The organism is Sagittula salina (assembly GCF_017813235.1).
In the GTDB taxonomy this organism is placed as follows: domain Bacteria; phylum Pseudomonadota; class Alphaproteobacteria; order Rhodobacterales; family Rhodobacteraceae; genus Sagittula; species Sagittula salina.
On sequence record NZ_JAGISH010000006.1, the window covers coordinates 159,426 to 175,690 of the forward strand.

Below are 16,265 nucleotides of genomic sequence, written 5' to 3' on the forward strand. Positions count from 1 at the left end.
CTCCTGCTGTCAGGTCGCGCGCAGGATAGCTCACAACCATTCAGGAATCGTATCTCTTTTTATCATTTCGTCAAAGCTGGGCCGCGCCCGGATGACGGCGAATTGATCCCCGGAGGCCAGCACTTCGGGCACCAGCGGGCGCGAGTTGTACTCCGATGCCATCACCGCGCCGTAGGCCCCGGCGCTGCGGAAGGCCACCAGGTCGCCCGCAACGAGCGGCGGCATCAGACGGCCCTTGGCAAAGGTATCGCCGCTTTCACAGACCGGGCCGACGATGTCGTAGGGCTTCAGCTCGGCGGCCACGCCCGCCTCGATGACCGGCACGATCTCGTGGTGGGCCTCGTACATGGCGGGGCGGATAAGGTCGTTCATCGCCGCGTCCAGGATCAGGAAATCGCGCCCCTCGCCTTCCTTCAGGTAGATGACCCTCGTGACGAGTATGCCGGCGTTGCCGACCACCAGCCGCCCTGGCTCGATCTCGATCTCGCAGCCCAGATGCCCCACGGTCCGCTCGATCAGCGCACCGTAATCCGCGGGCAGCGGCGGCGCCTCGTTCGACCGCGCGTAAGGAATGCCCAGCCCCCCGCCAAGGTCGAGCCGCGTGATCCCGTGCCCGTCGGCGCGCAGGACCTCCGTCAACTCGGCCACCTTTTTGTAAGCCTGTTCAAACGGTTCCAGCTGCGTCAGCTGCGAACCGATATGCACGTCGATACCGACAACCCTCAGGCCCGGTAGAGCCGCCGCCTCGGCGTAGACCTCGCGGGCCCGCGCGATCGGAATGCCAAACTTGTTCTCCGACTTGCCGGTGGCGATCTTCGCGTGGGTCTTTGCGTCCACGTCCGGGTTCACCCGGATGGCGATGGGCGCCTCGATCCCCAGTGACACAGCCACCTCTGAAATGGCCCGCATCTCCGGCTCGCTCTCGACGTTGAACTGCCGAATGCCGCCGGTAAGCGCGGCGCGGATTTCGTCCTGCGTCTTGCCCACGCCGGAAAACACGATCCGATCCCCCGGTACGCCCGCCGCCACAGCCCGCGCGTATTCCCCGCCCGATACCACGTCCATCCCCGCGCCTTCCTTTGCCAGCGCGGAGAGGATCGCCTGGTTCGACGCCGCCTTCATCGCGTAGCAAACGAGGTGCGGCCCCCAGTTCAACGCCTCGTCGAACAGGCGGAAATGCCGCAGGAAGGTGTTCAGCGAATAGAGGTAGAACGGCGTGCCGACCTCGGCCGCGATCTCGGCAACGGGCACGCCCTCGGCGAACAACTGGCCGTCCTTGTAAAGAAAATGATCCATGGCGCGTCCTCCTCGGGCAGGTTCCGGCGCGCTTTACCTCAGGGCGGGCAAGGGAGCCAGAGATTTCCGGCTCCCCGAGCCCTCGCGGGGCCGCTCGGAACCCCCTCATGTCTCAGCGGCGCCCGATCCAGGCCACGGCACCCGCCGCCAGCAGCGCCAGCAAGGCCAGCATCATCGCAGGCTCCGACCCATGCGGGTGCAGATGCGCCCCCGCCTCATGCGCAATTGCCGGTCCGGCGGCCAGCGCCGCGATAGCCACAAGATACTTCATCCTTCGATCTCCTTCTTTCGTTTGGCCAGGAAGTCCCTGACATCCAGAACGCTTTTCTCGTCCATGGAGACGTAGACCAGCGCCATGTTGGTACGCTCCCGGACCATCTGGCCGGGAAACGGCAGGTAGCTCAGTTCGCGCGATCCAAAGGAGGGCGAGGCCGTGCCCACCTGCCATTCGGTCTTCAACTCCACGTCCACCAGTTTCAGCGCGGTGGCGCCGCCCTTGCCCGGCCGCTCGAAAGGCACGCCAGCCAACTTCAGGTAAGACGTCTTGTCCCCCGCCTGGACGAAGCCTTCGATGAACTGCGTGGCCAGCACCTGCAGGTCCGCCGCGTCATCCTGATCGTGCATGTGAGAATGCAGATGGTCACCATCCGCGTGGTTGTGCCCGGGCCCATGGACGTGTTCGTGCCCATAGTCATGTCCGTGGCCATGGTCGTGCCCGTGGTGCCCGTGGTGGTGGTGGTGATCATGCGGCATCACGAACCCTCCCCGCCTCGACGTGGGCCGGGGCAGCACGCCCCGCCCCAGCTTCGCCCTGGTTTAAATACTCCCGGGGTCCGGGGCAGAGGCCCGACGCTCTCCTACCGTGCAAGTCCTCAGACACGGAACTTCTCCGCGTTCGACCAGCGCCGTCCCTCGAATTCGCCATGCGGAATGGAAACCGGCTTGTCGATATGCCGCCGATGCGCACCCAGTTTGCCATGCGACACCAGCGAGCCGAGCACATCCACGATCACCCGCGTCCCCATCAGCGCCGTGATGTCGGACGTATCGTAGGGCGGAGAGACCTCGACCAGTTCCAGCCCGCAGATGCCCTCCGCCGCGACGCCTGCCGCCAGCGCCAGCGCCTCGCGCGGGAGGAACCCGCCCGGCTCCGGCCAGCCCGTCCCCGGCACGAACCCGCAATCGATGCTGTCGATGTCGAAGGACATGTAGACCATGTCCACCCCGTCCCATGCCATCTCCAGCGCCATCTCGATGGTCCGGTCGATGCCCATCTTCTCCATGTCGCCCATGGTAATGATGTTGGTTTCCCGCTCGCGGGCGACCTTCACCGCCTCGCGTGGGACCTGCCAGCCACCGATACCGATCTGCACCAGGTTCTTTGCCGGCACGTTGGGCAGGTTGGTCGAATGGAACCACGGCGTGGTGTGCATCCGCTCGTCCAGATCCTTTTCCTGAATGTCGGCGTGGCGGTCGAAGTGCACGATGCCGATCTTCTTTGACGTGCATTCCGCGATGCCGCGCACGCAGGGAAAACCGATGGAATGGTCGCCGCCGATCATCACCGGCAGTGAACCGGAAGAGAAGACGTGGCTCACCGCCCGGCTGATCTGGTCAAAGCTCTTCTCGATGTTCGCCGGAATGGTGAACACGTCGCCCGCATCGCACATGGTCATCTGCTCGCGCAGATCGATGCCATGCTCGTAGTTGTAGGGCGTATAAAGTGCCGAAATCTTTCGCACCCCCTGCGGGCCAAAGCGCGTCCCGGGGCGGTAGGTGGTGCCGCCGTCAAACGGAATCCCCAGCACTGTCGCGTCATAGTAGCCGACCTCTGTGGCATCCTCGACGTAGGGCGCCTTCAGGAAGGTGTTGATGCCCGCGTAATGCGGCAGTTCGCCCCGCGCGAAGGTCGGGATCGACTTGTCGTCGATCGAATCCGCCCCGGTGAGCCCCATGCGCAAGGCCCAGGCGCGCTCCTCCGCCCAGCGGCCCTGTGGCAGGTCGGCCTCTTTCTGCATGGCCTTCCAGCCTGCCAGCTTTGTCAGGTCCGGATGGTGCATCCGACGCTCGCGGCCTGCGTGCCGCTCTGCCATGGCACGCGGGTCACGACCCCGCGCCTCGGCCTTCAAAATCCCGGAATACATCGCTGTCTCCCACTCTCACCCCTGCATCGGGGGCGTCACAGTCCGGGCCTTGGCTGTCCCACGCGCGGGGCCCGGCGGCGCGCATGGGTGTTCTTTCAGGCTTTCCCGACCGGCTCCGGTGCCAGTGACGGATAACGGTCGAGAATGTGCTGGAACGGCACTCCGCCGTCCCGCGCATCGAAATCATAGGTAATCGTGGCGCCGTGCAGGCCGGGGTCCATCGGGTCCCAGCGCACCTTGTCAAAGACAAGCACACGGTCGCCCAGCTTGAACCCCTCCGCGAGGTCGTGCGTCACCATGAAGACGGTCATGCCGGTTTCGGCGCGCAGTTCCGTCAGGAAATCGTGCATCTGCAACCGGGTGCCCGGGTCGAGCGCGCCGAAGGGCTCGTCCAGCAACAACACGCGCGGCTTTGCCGTCAACGCCTGCCCGATGGCCAGCCTTTGCTGCATGCCCCCCGACAGGCTCGCCGGGTACTGGTCCGCGACGTGGTTCAGCCCAATGCGCACCAGCATGGCGTCAGCGCGGTTCCGTGCGGCCTTTCTTGCAGAGCCGAACAGCCATCCCGAAGGCTTGGCGAACCCCTCCGCCGCAATGATGTTTTCGCGCACGGTCATATGTGGAAAGACCGAGTACCGCTGAAAGACAACGCCGCGCTCGCGTCCCGGCTCCACCGCCGGGGCACCACCGTCGATGGAGATCGCCCCGCGTACCGGCACTTCCTCTGCCAGCAGCATCCGCAGAAAGGTCGACTTGCCGCACCCCGACGCGCCGACGATGGAGATGAACTCGCCTTCCTCGACCTCGACGTTGACGCGTTCAAGGATCGAGCGCCCGTCGTAGGCCTGCCAGACATCGCGCACGGAGACAAAACTCATAGCCCCGCCTCCAGCCACGGGAAGGCCCGGCGCGATATGGTTTTCAGTGCCCAGTCGATGACGAAAGCCAGCGCCGTGATCCACAACACGTAGGTCAGGATCACATCCATCGCGAGGTAGCGCCGCACGAGGAAGATACGGTAGCCGAGGCCCACGTCGGAGGCCACCGCCTCTGCCGCGATCAGGAACAGCCAGGCCGACCCCAGCGACAGGCGGATATTGGCGATCAGACGTGGCAGCACCTGGGGCAGCGCCACCCGCGCGACGATCACCCACGACGAAGCGCCCAGCGTCTGCGCCTTCACGATCTGCTCCTTGGGAATGTCCAGCACCCGCTGCGCCAGGTCACGCGTCATGATGGGCGTGATGCCTATGACGATCAGCACGACCTTCGACACCTCGCCCAGCCCGAAGACGATAAAGAGGATCGGCAGCAACGCCAGCGGCGGCACCATCGACACCACCGCGACAAAGCCCGACATCAGCCGCCGGACATAAGGCACCAGCCCGATGGCCATGCCGAGTACCAGCGATACCGTCGCCGCGATGCCGACCCCGAACAGCAACCGCATCAGCGAGGCCCATGTGTCCTTCCACAACAGAATCTCACCCGTGCGCCGGTCGCCTTCGGTGAACAGCCGCAGAGCCGTTGCGCCAATCTGGGCGGGCGCGGGCAGCAGCTTGTCCGCCGGGTTTTCTGCCAGCCGGATCTCCGACCCGATGGCATAGGCCACCAGCACCGCGACAAAAGGCAAGGCCGCCAGCAGCACCGCCGTAGGGCGTGTGGGAATATGGTTGATGATGCGCATAATCGCCTCGCGGGGCCCCGGCCAGGATCAGACTTGCGCCAGACCTTGGCCGGGACCGTGCCTCTTACAGTGCGCCGTCCGCCGCCATCTGCATGTAGGTCGTGTCGAACCGGAACTTCACGTTGGCAGCGTCGCCTGTCACGGTGCCATCCGGGTACGCCACCCCGACGAAATCCGCCGAGGGCGCGCCCTCGCCCAGAATGCCCTTGTCAAAGAGGAACTCCGCGACCTCCGTCATGGTCGTCGGCAACTCTGCGGAGGACGCCTGCGCCACCGCGTCCGCAGGAGCGTAGAACATCTCCGTCGCCGCAAGCTGCGCCTTGTAACCCTTGAGGTCGGTGCCCGAGGCCTCCGCCATGGCGGTCAGCACCTCTTCATCGCCGTCCGCCATCAGGCCCATGACCTCGTACCAGGCGCCTGCAACCGCCTTGCCAAAGGCCGGATTGTCCGCCAGCGTCTGCGTGTTCACCACCATGAGGTCGAGGATCTCGCCGGGGATCTGTGAGGAATCGAAGACCGCCCGCGCGTCGTCGCTGGAATTGAGGATCTCCGACACCAGCGGGTTCCAGGTCACCACCGCTTGCACGTCATCGGTGGTATAGGCCGCGATCATATCCGCGTCGGAGGTGTTCACCACCCCGCCCAGGTCACGTTCCGACAGGCCGACGCTGTCCAGTCCGCGCGCCAGCAGGTAATGCGAGACCGACAGCTCTACCAGATTCACCGGCTTGCCCTTCAAGTCAGCCAGCCCGCCGTCGCCCTTCACGATGACCGCGTCGTTGCCGTTGGAATAATCCCCCACGATCAGTGCCGTGGTGTCGATGCCGCCACCCGCCGGGATTGACAGCGTATCCATGTTGGTGGCCGAAACCCCATCGAACTGACCCGCCGTGTATTGGTTGATCGATTCGACGTAGTCGTTGATCTGCACGATCTCTACGTCGATGCCGTATTTTTCCGCCCACTTGTCCATGATGCCGGAATCTTCGAGATAGCCCCATGGCATCCACCCGACGTAGATCGACCACGCCAGCTTGAACTCGGTCTTTTCCTCGGCCAGCACCGGCATCGCGGTTGTGGCCAGCAAGGATACGGCTGCGGCGGTCAGAATGGCTTTGGTCATGAAGTCTTCCCCGTGATGACGTCCGCCAGACATGTGCCTGTCGCCCCGCTGGCGGATCATGGAGAACGGGCGCGACTTTCATCGACGCAGTAGTCTCCCGGGATTTTGGCCCGCCGTGTGCCCGCAGGGAATTTGCCCCGTGGGTGGCGTTTCTCGGACCGAACCCGCCCGTTTGGCGGTGGAACCCTAAACACCCTGCACGGCCACCTCAGCGGAGGGCGGCGGAAAACGCCACGGGTTTCAGGCGAAGTCGGCGGAGGGGCCGAACTGTGCGTTTAATTTTTGTGCGAAGCGTGAAATGTGCCCAAAATCATATCAAAATAGGAATGACTGGGGGGCCTGCCTCATGCCACCGGACGGCTGCGGAACCAGAGGTACAACGGCAGCCCGCAGCTGACTCCGATACAGAAGGTCGCCGGGATCGCGAGCAGCGCCGACCAGTTGCGGCGCACGGCGACCTCCGCCAGCACCCAAAGCGTCAGTGTCACGGCGGCGATGGTCAGGTCCCATGTCAGCCCTGTGGTCGAGGCATTGACGTACCACGCATCGACCAGCGCCCCGAAATCCCAGCCGTTTCCTGCGAGGAAGGTCACAAAATACCACATTGGATGCACAGCACCCCAGACCGCCAGCGCCAGCCAGAGGTGCCGCAGCATCAGCCCGCGATCCCCATCTTCGCCGTGCCGTGCACGGCGAAACCGGAGGCGTCTTCCTTCGGCTCCGGCGGCGTCGGTTCGCCGTCCGCGCCGCAGCCGGCGACCAGTCCCGCCAGCACAAGTCCCAGAGCCAGACGCATCATCCGAGGATCTCCTTCCAGCGGGCCACCTGCGCGCGCACCTGCTCCGGCGCGGTGCCGCCATAGCTCATCCGCGACCGGACGGAGTTGTGCACGCCCAGCACATCGTACACCGAGGCGTCGATCCTGCCATGCACGGATTGCATGTCCTCAAGGCTCAGGTCCGGCAGATCGCAGCCCTTGCCCTCTGCCATCGCGACCAGCGATCCCGTGACGTGATGCGCATCGCGGAACGGCAGCCCGGTCTCGCGCACCAGCCAGTCGGCAAGGTCGGTGGCTGTGGAAAATCCCGAGGACGCCGCCCGTTCCAGCGAGGGAACATTGGCGTTCATGTCGCGCACCATGCCCTCCATCGCGGCCAGCGCCAGCATCCAGTTGTCGGCTGCGTCAAAGACCTGCTCCTTGTCCTCCTGCATGTCCTTGGAATAGGCCAGCGGCAGGCCTTTCATCACCATCATCAGCGCGACGTTGGCCCCGAAGATGCGGCCGATCTTGGCGCGGATCAGCTCTGCCGCGTCGGGGTTCTTCTTCTGCGGCATGATCGACGAACCGGTGGAGAAGCGGTCCGACAGCGCCACGAAGCGGAACTGCGCCGACGACCATATCACCAGCTCCTCCGCCATGCGGCTGAGGTGCATGGCGGAAATCGAAGCAACTGACAGGAACTCCAGCGCGAAATCCCGTGCCGACACGGCATCGAGCGAGTTTGCCATCGGGGCGTCGAAACCGAGCGCCTCCGCCGTCATGTGGCGGTCGATGGGAAAGCCCGTGCCCGCCAGCGCCGCGGCGCCCAGGGGCGATTCGTTCATCCGCTTGCGCGCATCGCGCACGCGGGACAGATCGCGCGAGAACATCTCCACGTAGGCCATCATGTGATGACCCCAGGTCACTGGCTGCGCGGTCTGCAGGTGGGTAAACCCCGGCATGACCCAATCGGCACCGGCCTCTGCCTGTCCCAGCAGCGCGCGCATGAGTGCCAGCAGGCCCTCCTCGGCGGCGTCCAGCTGATCACGCACCCAGAGCCGGAAGTCCGTCGCCACCTGATCGTTGCGCGACCGCGCTGTATGCAGCCGGCCCGCCGGCTCGCCGACGATCTCCTTCAGACGCGCCTCCACGTTCATGTGGATGTCCTCAAGCGCGGTGGAAAATTCGAACGATCCGCCCTCGATCTCTGACAGTACCGTGAGCAGGCCTTCCCGGATCACCTCCGCATCGCTAGAACTGATGATGCCCTGGCTCGCCAACATGGCGGCGTGGGCCCTCGACCCGGCGACATCCTGCGCCGCCAGCCGCTTGTCGAACCCGATCGAGGCATTGATCGCCTCCATGATCGCGTCCGGCCCTGCGGCAAAGCGGCCGCCCCACATCTGGTTCGAGGTCTTGTCCGACATGACGTGCCTTTCGGAGGTCTTATGAAACGTATCTTGCTTGCGGCTCTCTATACCGGCGCGGTGGCGCTGGCAAATCCGGTGCTGGCTGATGTGGCGGCGGCAAAGGCGGTCGCGGCGGGCGACATGAAGAAGATGGTCTTTCACAGCACGCCCAGGGCGGCGGGGATTTCCGACTTCATGACCTTTGACGAGGCGCCGCTGGCCCTCTCCAACTGGCAGGGCAAATGGGTGCTGGTGAACTTCTGGGCGACGTGGTGCGCGCCCTGCCGCCACGAGATGCCGATGCTGTCAGAACTGCAGGCGGCCTACGGCGGCGACGATTTCGAGGTCGTGACCATCGCAACCTCGCGCAACCCACCGGCAAAGATCGAGGACTTCTTTGCCGAGATCGGCGTCGACAACCTCCCCCTGCACCGCGATCCGCAATCCATTCTTGCCCGCGAAATGGGCGTATTGGGCCTGCCGGTGACGGTGGTCCTGAACCCGCAGGGCCAGGAGGTCGCGCGGCTGACTGGCGATGCCGACTGGTCCGGCCCGGAGGCGAGGGCGCTACTGACCGCGCTCATGGCCGATCCGGCGATCTGAACGGACGGGGCTGGGGCGGCTGTCCCGCCCCTACAGCCGCGCGCGCAAGCGCCATATCCGCCTGAAAACGCTGCGTTTCCTCATCCCGCAATCCGGGATCGGGCATTCGCAGGATGTAGCTCGGGTGGACAGTGATCAGCAGCGGAATGCCTTCGTGCGTCTCTTCGATCCGGCCCCGTCGTTTCAGCAGACCCTCACGGGAACCGGTCAGACTTTCGAGCGCCGTGCCGCCGAGGGCGACCATCAGCGCGGGCCGGACACGCTCCACCTCCAGATCGAGCCACCATTTGCAATGCTGGATTTCGGCGCGGGCCGGGTTCTGGTGCAGGCGGCGCTTGCCTCGCGGCGTGAACTTGAAGTGCTTCACCGCATTCGTGACGTAGACCTGCGCGCGGTCGATGCCCGCCCGCGCCAGCGCGGTTTCAAAGACCTGCCCCGCAGGCCCGGCGAAGGGGCGGCCGGTGAGGTCTTCGGTATCGCCGGGTTGCTCGCCGACGAACATCAACGCAGCGTCCAACGGCCCCTCGCCTGGCACCGGCTGGGTTGCGTTTTCCCACAACGGGCAGCGGCGGCACCCCTGAAGCGCTGTCAGGAACTGGTCCTGCGACTGCAGCTTTTCCGACTGCGCGGCGTGCAGGCGGTCGAGGATCGGCGCGGCTCGGGCTGGGGCGAGAGTCGGGGCCTTTGCCGCCATTTCCGCCGCGCGGGACCGGGCGGTGGCGATCATCTCGGGGATCAACGTCGCCTCCGGCATGTTCTTCCAGTATTTCTTGGGCATTTCCGCCTGCATCGCCTTCGGCTTCAGCCGCGCGGGGTTGAAGATGGAGCGGAAGTAGGTCCGCCAGAGGTCCTCTGTCGCGTCATCGGGCAGCGGCGGTTTTGCCTCGCCGTCGGAAAAGGTGAGCGTACCGTCGAAATGCGCCGTCAGGTGCGGCGTGGCGATGCTCCAGTCCATGTCACCGAACCGCTTGGCAAAGAACGGCGCGGTCGGTTCCGTGATGTAATGCGACGGTTCGAACCACGCTGCAAAGGCACGGCGGTTGGCGCCATCCGGCGTGATCTCGCGGAAGCGCACGAAGGCGGTCATCTTGTGCTTGTCGCGGCCCACCTCCTTCGCGAGCCGGTTCAGCCGGTCGACGCGCGGATCGGCGCGGTCCTCCAGAAGCCGCCGGTCCGACTGCAGCGCATGCAGTGCCGCGTATAGCCTCCCAAAGCGTTCCGGGTCGGAGTGCCATGCCACCAGATTCGCCAGCTGGAGGAAGGTCTTCGTCGCCGTGACCGGGCGGTCGCCCCTGGGCAATGCCGTCTCGGCGGCGAAGAGGTCGTCTCCCGCCTGCCCGTGCGACCACAGAACCTCCCCCGGCGCGACCCCGGCAGACAGCAGCGCGCGGGCGGCGTCGCGCCAGGCGGTGAAGGTGCCGACGGTCGGCAAGGTCACGCGATACATCGCGATGCCTCAGAACAACGACAGCTGTTCCGGCGGCGGCGCAAAGCGCGCGCGCAGGTCGTGGCTGTCGGTCAGCCTACGCGGCGTCCAGTCGAGCGCGTGGATGAAGGGTTTCGCGTTCTTGAGATTCGCGCCCATGCGCTTCAGGTCATCGTAGCGCAGGGTACGGTGGCGTCGGCTGGCGAGGATGCGCTGCACGGTCTTCGTGCCAAAGCCGGGCACGCGCAGCAGCACCTCCTTTTGCGCATGGTTTACGTCGACCGGAAACAGCGCACGGTTCGCCAGCGCCCAGGCGAGTTTCGGATCGATTTCCAGGTCGAGATTTCCGTCGCTGCGGTTGGCGGTGATCTCCTGGACGTCGAACCCGTAGAACCGCATCAGCCAATCGGCCTGATACAGGCGATGCTCGCGGATCAGCGGCGGCTTCACCAGCGGCAGCTTTGCCGTTGCGTCCGGGATCGGCGAAAAGGCGGAATAATAGACCCGCTTCAGCTTGTAGGAACTGTATAGCCGGGTGGAGCTGGTCAGGATCGTCGCGTCCGACGCACCATCCGCGCCGACGATCATCTGCGTCGACTGACCCGCCGGGGCGAATTTCGGCGGGCGCCTTCCGGTGTGGGACCGCTCTGTCGCCCCTTCCTTCAGCAACCGCACGTCGGCCATGGCCTTGCGGATGCGGTCGGGTGACTTCTCTGGCGCGTAGTCCTGTACCGCACGGTCGGTTGGCAGTTCGACATTGATCGACAGGCGGTCGGCATAAAGCCCGGCCTCCTCGATCAGCTTCGGGTCGGCGTCGGGGATGGTCTTAAGATGGATGTAGCCGCGAAAATGGTGTTCCTGCCGCAGGGACCGCACGATGCGCACCATATCCGCCATGGTATCGTCGGGCGAACGGATGATCCCGGAGGACAAAAACAGCCCTTCGATGTAATTGCGGCGGTAGAACTCCAGCGTCAGGTGCACGACCTCCTCGGGCGCGAAACGCGCGCGCTCGACGTTGCTGCTGACGCGGTTCACGCAGTAGGCGCAATCGTAGATGCAGAAGTTCGTCATCAGGATCTTGAGCAGGCTGATGCAGCGCCCATCCGGTGCGTAGGCGTGACAGATTCCAGACCCGGTGGTGGAACCGATGCCCTTGCCGTCGCGCGAATCGCGTCGGGTACCGCCACTGGAAGCACAGGAGGCATCGTATTTCGCGGCGTCCGACAGGATTGCCAACTTCTGTTCGAGGGTCTTGCTGTGCATTTGTTCCTTTTATGTTCACTTTTTTACGTGAACAAGTGCAGAACTTTAACCGATCACGAAGGCGTCAGCGTTTGAGAACCTCCGCCGAAAAGGCCACGCAACGAGCCGCCAGCCATTCCGTGACATGCGCGATCGTCCCGTCAAGCGAACAGATCCCCGTCAGGCAGGCCGGATCGTGGCCATAGGCTTCGCGCAGGGCCAGTTGCTTCTCTGGCGAAAGACTGGCGCAGGCGCGGGCGTCAGACACCGGGTTACTCGATGAGAAAACCAAAGAGGTCGCGCAACCGGGTCCACGTCTCCTCGTTCGCCGCCGCCAGCAGGAAACCCTGCGTGCGGTCGGCCCGATAGTCGGAACCGTCCAGCATCGCCACATGGCCACCGGCCTGGCGGATTGCGATTGCCCCGGCGGGCTGGTCCCATGGCGTGAGCTTTCCATACAGGACGAAATCCGCGTGGCCGGAGGCGACCATGCGCGCCTCGTGGCAGGCGCAGCGCAAGGAGGTTACCCGGGCAAAGCGCGGAAAGGTGGCGGCCATTTCGCCGCGTTTCGGTTCGGGGACGAGGGCCAGCGGAACAAAGCCCACGAGATCCTCCACAGCGCCGCCTGCCGATGTTTGCACCGGACGGCGCAGGTTGCGGGGCATGACCAACTCCGCAGGGTGCCCCGCGGCGGCCGTGATGAAATCGTTCACCATCGGGTCATAAAGCAGCCCGTAAACCGGCGTGCCGAACCGCAGGATCGACAGCATCACCCCAAAGAGCGGCAGACCCTTGGCATAGTTCCACGTCCCGTCGACCGGGTCGATGGTGATGCACATCTCCGCCTCGGCGATCTTTTCGACAATCTCCGGGTGGGCGGACGCGTGTTCCTCCCCGACAATCAGGGCGTGCGGAAACATGGCCTGCAACGCGCGGGTGAGCATCGCCTCAGCGCCCTTGTCGGCCTCGGTCACGAGGTCGTGCACGCCGGTCTTGGTCGTGACCTCATGGGCGGAAAGCTTGCGGAAACGCGGCAGGATTTCCGCGCGCGCGGTGCGGCGAACAAGGTTCAGCACCTGTGCCCGCTGGGCGAGTGTCAGGGGCGCGGTGACGGGCATGGGCAGGTGGTCTGTCATCTCGGCGGCTCCGGCGGTTTGCTGCGACTGCTCCATTGAGTGCCAGCCCCGCCGCCCTGGAGCAAGTGTTTGCGGAGGTGGCATGGTGTCCGCCTGTCTCGCCGGGACGACCCATGGCTATGGGTCCATGCTGGCTACGCCACGGCAAGGGAATCTCTATATTTCAACCCGCGTTCCAGGGACGATTTGGACCAAGAAGAAACAGGGGCCCTCATTCGCTGGCCCGGAGGACCTGCGCCGGGCGGGCGGAAAGCGGTCGCCAGGCAAAGAGCAGGTTGGCGGCAAGCGTGGCGAAGATGCCGCCCGACACGACGCCCAGCGCGTTGGGCCAGACCACGGCAAAGCGCGTCTCCATCACGAAGGTCATGATCGCCCAGGCCCCGAGGATGCCCGCCGCCAGCGCCACCAGCCCCGCGGCCGCCCCCAGCAGGGCGGAGCGCAGGGCAAAGCTTTGCAGGATCGTGCGGCGCGGGGCGCCCAGTGTCTTCAGCACGGCGGATTCGTAGGTGCGCGCGGTTTCCCCCGCCGCCGCCGCGCCGATCAGCACGAGGAAGCCGGTCAGCAGTGTCGCCGCCGCGCCCCAGCGCACCGCGCTGGCGATGCCGTCCAGCAATTCGGAGACACGCTCGATGGCGTCCTTCACCCGGATCGCGGTGATGTTGGGATAGGCACCCGCGAGGTCGCGCAGGATCGCCGCCTCCGCATGTGGCTCGGCGTAGACGGTGGAGATGAAGGTATGCGGCGCACCTTCGACCGCGGCGGGGTTCATGGTCAGGACAAAGCCGATCCCGGCGGTAGAAAAATCGACCTCGCGGAAGGAGGTTATCGTCGCCTCGATGTCGCGGCCGAGAATATTGATGGTGATCGTGTCGCCAAGCTTCAGACCGATCTCCTCGGCTTCTTCGGCGGCAAAGGAAACCTGCGGCGGGCCACTGTAATCCTCGGGCCACCATTCCCCGGCGGTGACGGTCGTTCGGCTGTCGGGTTGTGCCGCGTAGGTGATGCCCCGGTCGCCCCGCACGACCCAGTGACTGCCCGCCACCTCGCGCGCGGGGCGGTCGTTTATGCGTGTGATGATGCCGCGCATCATCGGCGCGCTGTCGACGCGGGACACCGCCGGATCGTTTTCCACCCGATCCCGGAAACCGGGCATCTGGTCCTTCTGGATGTCGACAAAGAAGTATGACGGCGCGCGCTCCGGCAGGTCGCGCTGGATCGCGGCACGGAAGTTGCCGTCGATCTGGCCGATGGCGGCCAGCACCGCGAGGCCGAGGCCAAGCGACAGCACCACGGCGGAGGCGCTTTCGCGCGGGCCGCCGATGCTGGCCACGGCCCAGCGCAGGGCCGGACGCCCCCGCGTGGCGCGGGCAGCACGCCGGGCCACGGCGCGGATCAGCAGGGCCGCCCCCGCCAGCAGCACAAGAGCGCCAAGGATACCCCCGGCGGTGGAAAAGGTGAGCAGCGCATTGCCGGAGAACAGCGCCGCTGTGCCGACAAGCCCCGCGATCAGGATGCCCGTGGCGATCACATACTGGGCGGCGGGCAATGCACGGGCGCTGTCCAGCGCGTCGCGAAACAGGGTCGCGGCGCGCACTTCCTCCGCTCGCGCCAGCGGCCAGAGGGTGAAGATCAACGCGGTGAGCGTGCCATAAAGGGCGGCTTCCATCAGCGGTTCGGGGTAAAGGGTAAAGACCGTCGGGATCGGCAACGCCTGCGCGATGATCGGTGACAGCAGCAGCGGGATACCCACACCGAGGCCGAGGCCAATGCCGATGCCCAGCACCGACAGGGCGCCGATCTGCAGAAAATACGTCAGGAAGATGGTCTTCCGCGTCGCCCCGAGCGTACGCAGCGTCGCGATGACAGAGGTTTTAGTCGCGAGATAGGCCCGCACGGCCGCCGACACGCCGATGCCCCCCACGGCGAGGCCTGAAAGCCCCACCAGAACGAGAAAGCTGCCCAGCCGGTCGACAAAACGCGCGATGCCCGGCGCACCACGCCGCGAATCGCGCCAACGCAGCCCGCTGTCCTCGTATTGCGCCAGCGCGTCCGCGCGCGCCACGTCGAGATCCGTGCCGGGAGGCAGCAGCAGGCGGTATTCCGTTTCATACAGCGATCCGGGCGCGAGCAGGCCCGAGCCTTCGAGGTCGCGCGTCAGCACCAGCGTACGCGGCCCGAGGCCAAAGCCGTCGCCCGCGTCGTCAGGTTCGGTCACGATGGTGGCGCGCAGTGTGAAATCTGCCTCCCCAAGCCGAAAACTGTCCCCCGGTTTCAGCCCCAGCCGGTCCGCCAGAACCGGGGCCATGACGGCCCCCCGGTCGGAAAGCGCGTCAGGCAGGGCAACGTCGGGCGACAGCACCATCCGCCCCAGTAACGGATAGGCGTCATCGACGGATTTCACCTGTGTCAGGCCGCGCTCCGTCTCTCCGTTCCGAGTCACCGTGGCCATGGAGCGGAAATCCGTGATCTCCGAGACCTCCGTGGCGATGGTGCCGAGCCAGGCGCGTTCCTCTTCGGTGGCGAAACGATAGGTGAATTCCGCCTGTGCGTCGCCTCCGAGCAGGACCGCGCCCTGATCCTGAAGCCCCGCCTGAATGGCCGAGCGAACAGAACCGACACCGGCAATGGCCGCGACGCCAAGCGCAAGGCAGGCAAGGAAAATCCGGAAACCCTTCAGGCCGCCGCGCAATTCCCGGCGGGCGAAACGGCGGGCGATCAAGAGGCTCATTCGGCGGCTCGGGTCTGGGAACCCGCCAGCGCCTCGGCATCGATCAGCCCGTCGCGCAGCGGCACGGTCCGGTCGCAAAGCGCGGCAAGCTCCGGCGCGTGGGTCACCAGAACCAGCGTCGCGCCATGGTCCTTTGACAGTTCGAACATCAGGCCGGTGATCGCCTGCCCGGTTGTGCCGTCCAGGTTGCCCGTCGGTTCGTCCGCCAGCAGGATCTTGGGCTGCGGTGCCAGCGCGCGGGCCAACGCCACGCGTTGCTGTTCTCCGCCCGACAGCTGAGCCGGGTAGTGATCGGCCCGCGGGCCCAGCCCCACCCGATCCAGCATCGCCTGCGCCCTGTCGAAGGCATCCGGCAGGCCCGCGAGTTCCAGCGGCGTGGCGACATTCTCCAGCGCGGTCATGGTCGGGATCAGATGGAACCGCTGAAACACCACACCCATGTTGTCGCGCCGGAATCGCGCCAGCGCGTCCTCGTCCATGGCGGTCAGATCATGGCCCAGCGCGGTGACGGTGCCGGTGGTGGCGCGTTCCAGCCCGCCCATGATCATCAGCAGCGACGACTTCCCCGACCCCGATGGCCCGACGAGGCCCAGCGTCTCGCCCTCTGCCACGTTCAGCGAAATGCCATGCAGGATTTTAACCATCCCGGCATTGCCCCTCAGGCTGAGGGTGACATCTTGGAGGGAGAGAACGGGTGAAGACATGGAG

At 65.6% G+C, this 16,265-nt stretch carries 17 protein-coding genes and 1 riboswitch; of the genes, 1 reads left to right on the forward strand and 16 read right to left on the reverse strand.

Annotated elements, in window-relative coordinates; translation table 11 throughout:
• Positions 1-30 precede the first annotated feature (30 nt).
• The 10 genes from lysA to argH all read right to left on the reverse strand — a co-directional run bounded on the left by lysA (position 31) and on the right by argH (position 8,437).
• Positions 31-1,296, reverse strand: a complete 1,266-nt coding sequence (lysA, locus tag J5474_RS12050) for a diaminopimelate decarboxylase (RefSeq protein ID WP_209361164.1) — start codon at positions 1,294-1,296, stop codon at positions 31-33.
• Positions 1,297-1,408: 112 nt separating this feature from the next.
• On the reverse strand, positions 1,409-1,567 hold the full coding sequence (locus tag J5474_RS12055; protein WP_209361165.1) for a peptidase M23: 159 nt from the start codon (positions 1,565-1,567) through the stop codon (positions 1,409-1,411).
• A complete protein-coding gene (locus J5474_RS12060; protein WP_209361166.1) occupies positions 1,564-2,049 on the reverse strand; it encodes a hypothetical protein in 486 nt (161 codons plus the stop codon). Before J5474_RS12060 ends, J5474_RS12055 begins: the two co-directional genes overlap by 4 nt.
• Positions 2,050-2,168: 119 nt before the next feature.
• Entirely contained in the window at positions 2,169-3,440 is a 1,272-nt protein-coding gene (locus tag J5474_RS12065) for an agmatinase family protein (protein WP_245216411.1), read from the reverse strand.
• A 95-nt stretch (positions 3,441-3,535) separates the two neighbouring features.
• Complete coding sequence (locus tag J5474_RS12070; protein WP_209361167.1) at positions 3,536-4,318, reverse strand: ATP-binding cassette domain-containing protein; 783 nt, start codon at positions 4,316-4,318, stop codon at positions 3,536-3,538.
• Positions 4,315-5,127: an ABC transporter permease gene (locus J5474_RS12075; protein WP_209361168.1), complete on the reverse strand. Its 813-nt coding sequence runs from the start codon at positions 5,125-5,127 to the stop codon at positions 4,315-4,317. Before J5474_RS12075 ends, J5474_RS12070 begins: the two co-directional genes overlap by 4 nt.
• A gap of 64 nt (positions 5,128-5,191) precedes the next feature.
• Positions 5,192-6,250 (reverse strand): putative urea ABC transporter substrate-binding protein, encoded by a 1,059-nt coding sequence (locus tag J5474_RS12080; RefSeq protein WP_209361169.1) that lies wholly within the window; start codon positions 6,248-6,250, stop codon positions 5,192-5,194.
• Between the two features lie 92 nt (positions 6,251-6,342).
• Positions 6,343-6,451: riboswitch (guanidine-I (ykkC/yxkD leader) on the reverse strand.
• A gap of 143 nt (positions 6,452-6,594) precedes the next feature.
• Positions 6,595-6,906 carry a DUF2834 domain-containing protein gene (locus tag J5474_RS12085; RefSeq protein WP_209361170.1) on the reverse strand — a complete coding sequence of 104 codons (312 nt, stop codon included), beginning with the start codon at positions 6,904-6,906 and terminating at the stop codon, positions 6,595-6,597.
• Entirely contained in the window at positions 6,906-7,049 is a 144-nt protein-coding gene (locus tag J5474_RS12090) for an argininosuccinate lyase (protein WP_245216412.1), read from the reverse strand. Before J5474_RS12090 ends, J5474_RS12085 begins: the two co-directional genes overlap by 1 nt.
• Positions 7,046-8,437 carry an argininosuccinate lyase gene (gene argH, locus J5474_RS12095; protein WP_209361171.1) on the reverse strand — a complete coding sequence of 464 codons (1,392 nt, stop codon included), beginning with the start codon at positions 8,435-8,437 and terminating at the stop codon, positions 7,046-7,048. The genes J5474_RS12090 and argH overlap by 4 nt, the downstream gene beginning before the upstream one ends.
• 21 nt (positions 8,438-8,458) lie before the next feature.
• On the opposite strand from argH, the gene J5474_RS12100 reads away from it, so the two are divergent.
• Positions 8,459-9,022, forward strand: coding sequence for a TlpA disulfide reductase family protein (locus J5474_RS12100; RefSeq protein ID WP_209361172.1), 564 nt, complete (start codon positions 8,459-8,461; stop codon positions 9,020-9,022).
• On the opposite strand, the gene J5474_RS12105 is transcribed toward J5474_RS12100, so the two are convergent.
• The 6 genes from J5474_RS12105 to J5474_RS12130 form a co-directional block, all read right to left on the reverse strand.
• Entirely contained in the window at positions 9,000-10,469 is a 1,470-nt protein-coding gene (locus tag J5474_RS12105; protein WP_209361173.1) for a UdgX family uracil-DNA binding protein, read from the reverse strand. The two genes, J5474_RS12100 and J5474_RS12105, sit on opposite strands and share 23 nt — an antisense overlap.
• A gap of 9 nt (positions 10,470-10,478) precedes the next feature.
• Complete coding sequence (locus J5474_RS12110) at positions 10,479-11,714, reverse strand: putative DNA modification/repair radical SAM protein (protein ID WP_209361174.1); 1,236 nt, start codon at positions 11,712-11,714, stop codon at positions 10,479-10,481.
• 64 nt (positions 11,715-11,778) lie between these two features.
• The gene (locus J5474_RS12115) at positions 11,779-11,961 is read right to left on the reverse strand and encodes a hypothetical protein (protein WP_209361175.1); all 183 of its coding nucleotides are present in this window, start codon (positions 11,959-11,961) and stop codon (positions 11,779-11,781) included.
• A 4-nt stretch (positions 11,962-11,965) separates the two neighbouring features.
• Complete coding sequence (locus J5474_RS12120) at positions 11,966-12,829, reverse strand: inositol monophosphatase family protein (RefSeq protein WP_209361176.1); 864 nt, start codon at positions 12,827-12,829, stop codon at positions 11,966-11,968.
• Between the two features lie 211 nt (positions 12,830-13,040).
• Positions 13,041-15,557, reverse strand: coding sequence for an ABC transporter permease (locus J5474_RS12125; protein WP_209361177.1), 2,517 nt, complete (start codon positions 15,555-15,557; stop codon positions 13,041-13,043).
• Positions 15,554-16,261 carry an ABC transporter ATP-binding protein gene (locus J5474_RS12130; protein ID WP_209361178.1) on the reverse strand — a complete coding sequence of 236 codons (708 nt, stop codon included), beginning with the start codon at positions 16,259-16,261 and terminating at the stop codon, positions 15,554-15,556. Before J5474_RS12130 ends, J5474_RS12125 begins: the two co-directional genes overlap by 4 nt.
• Positions 16,262-16,265: the final 4 nt, after the last annotated feature.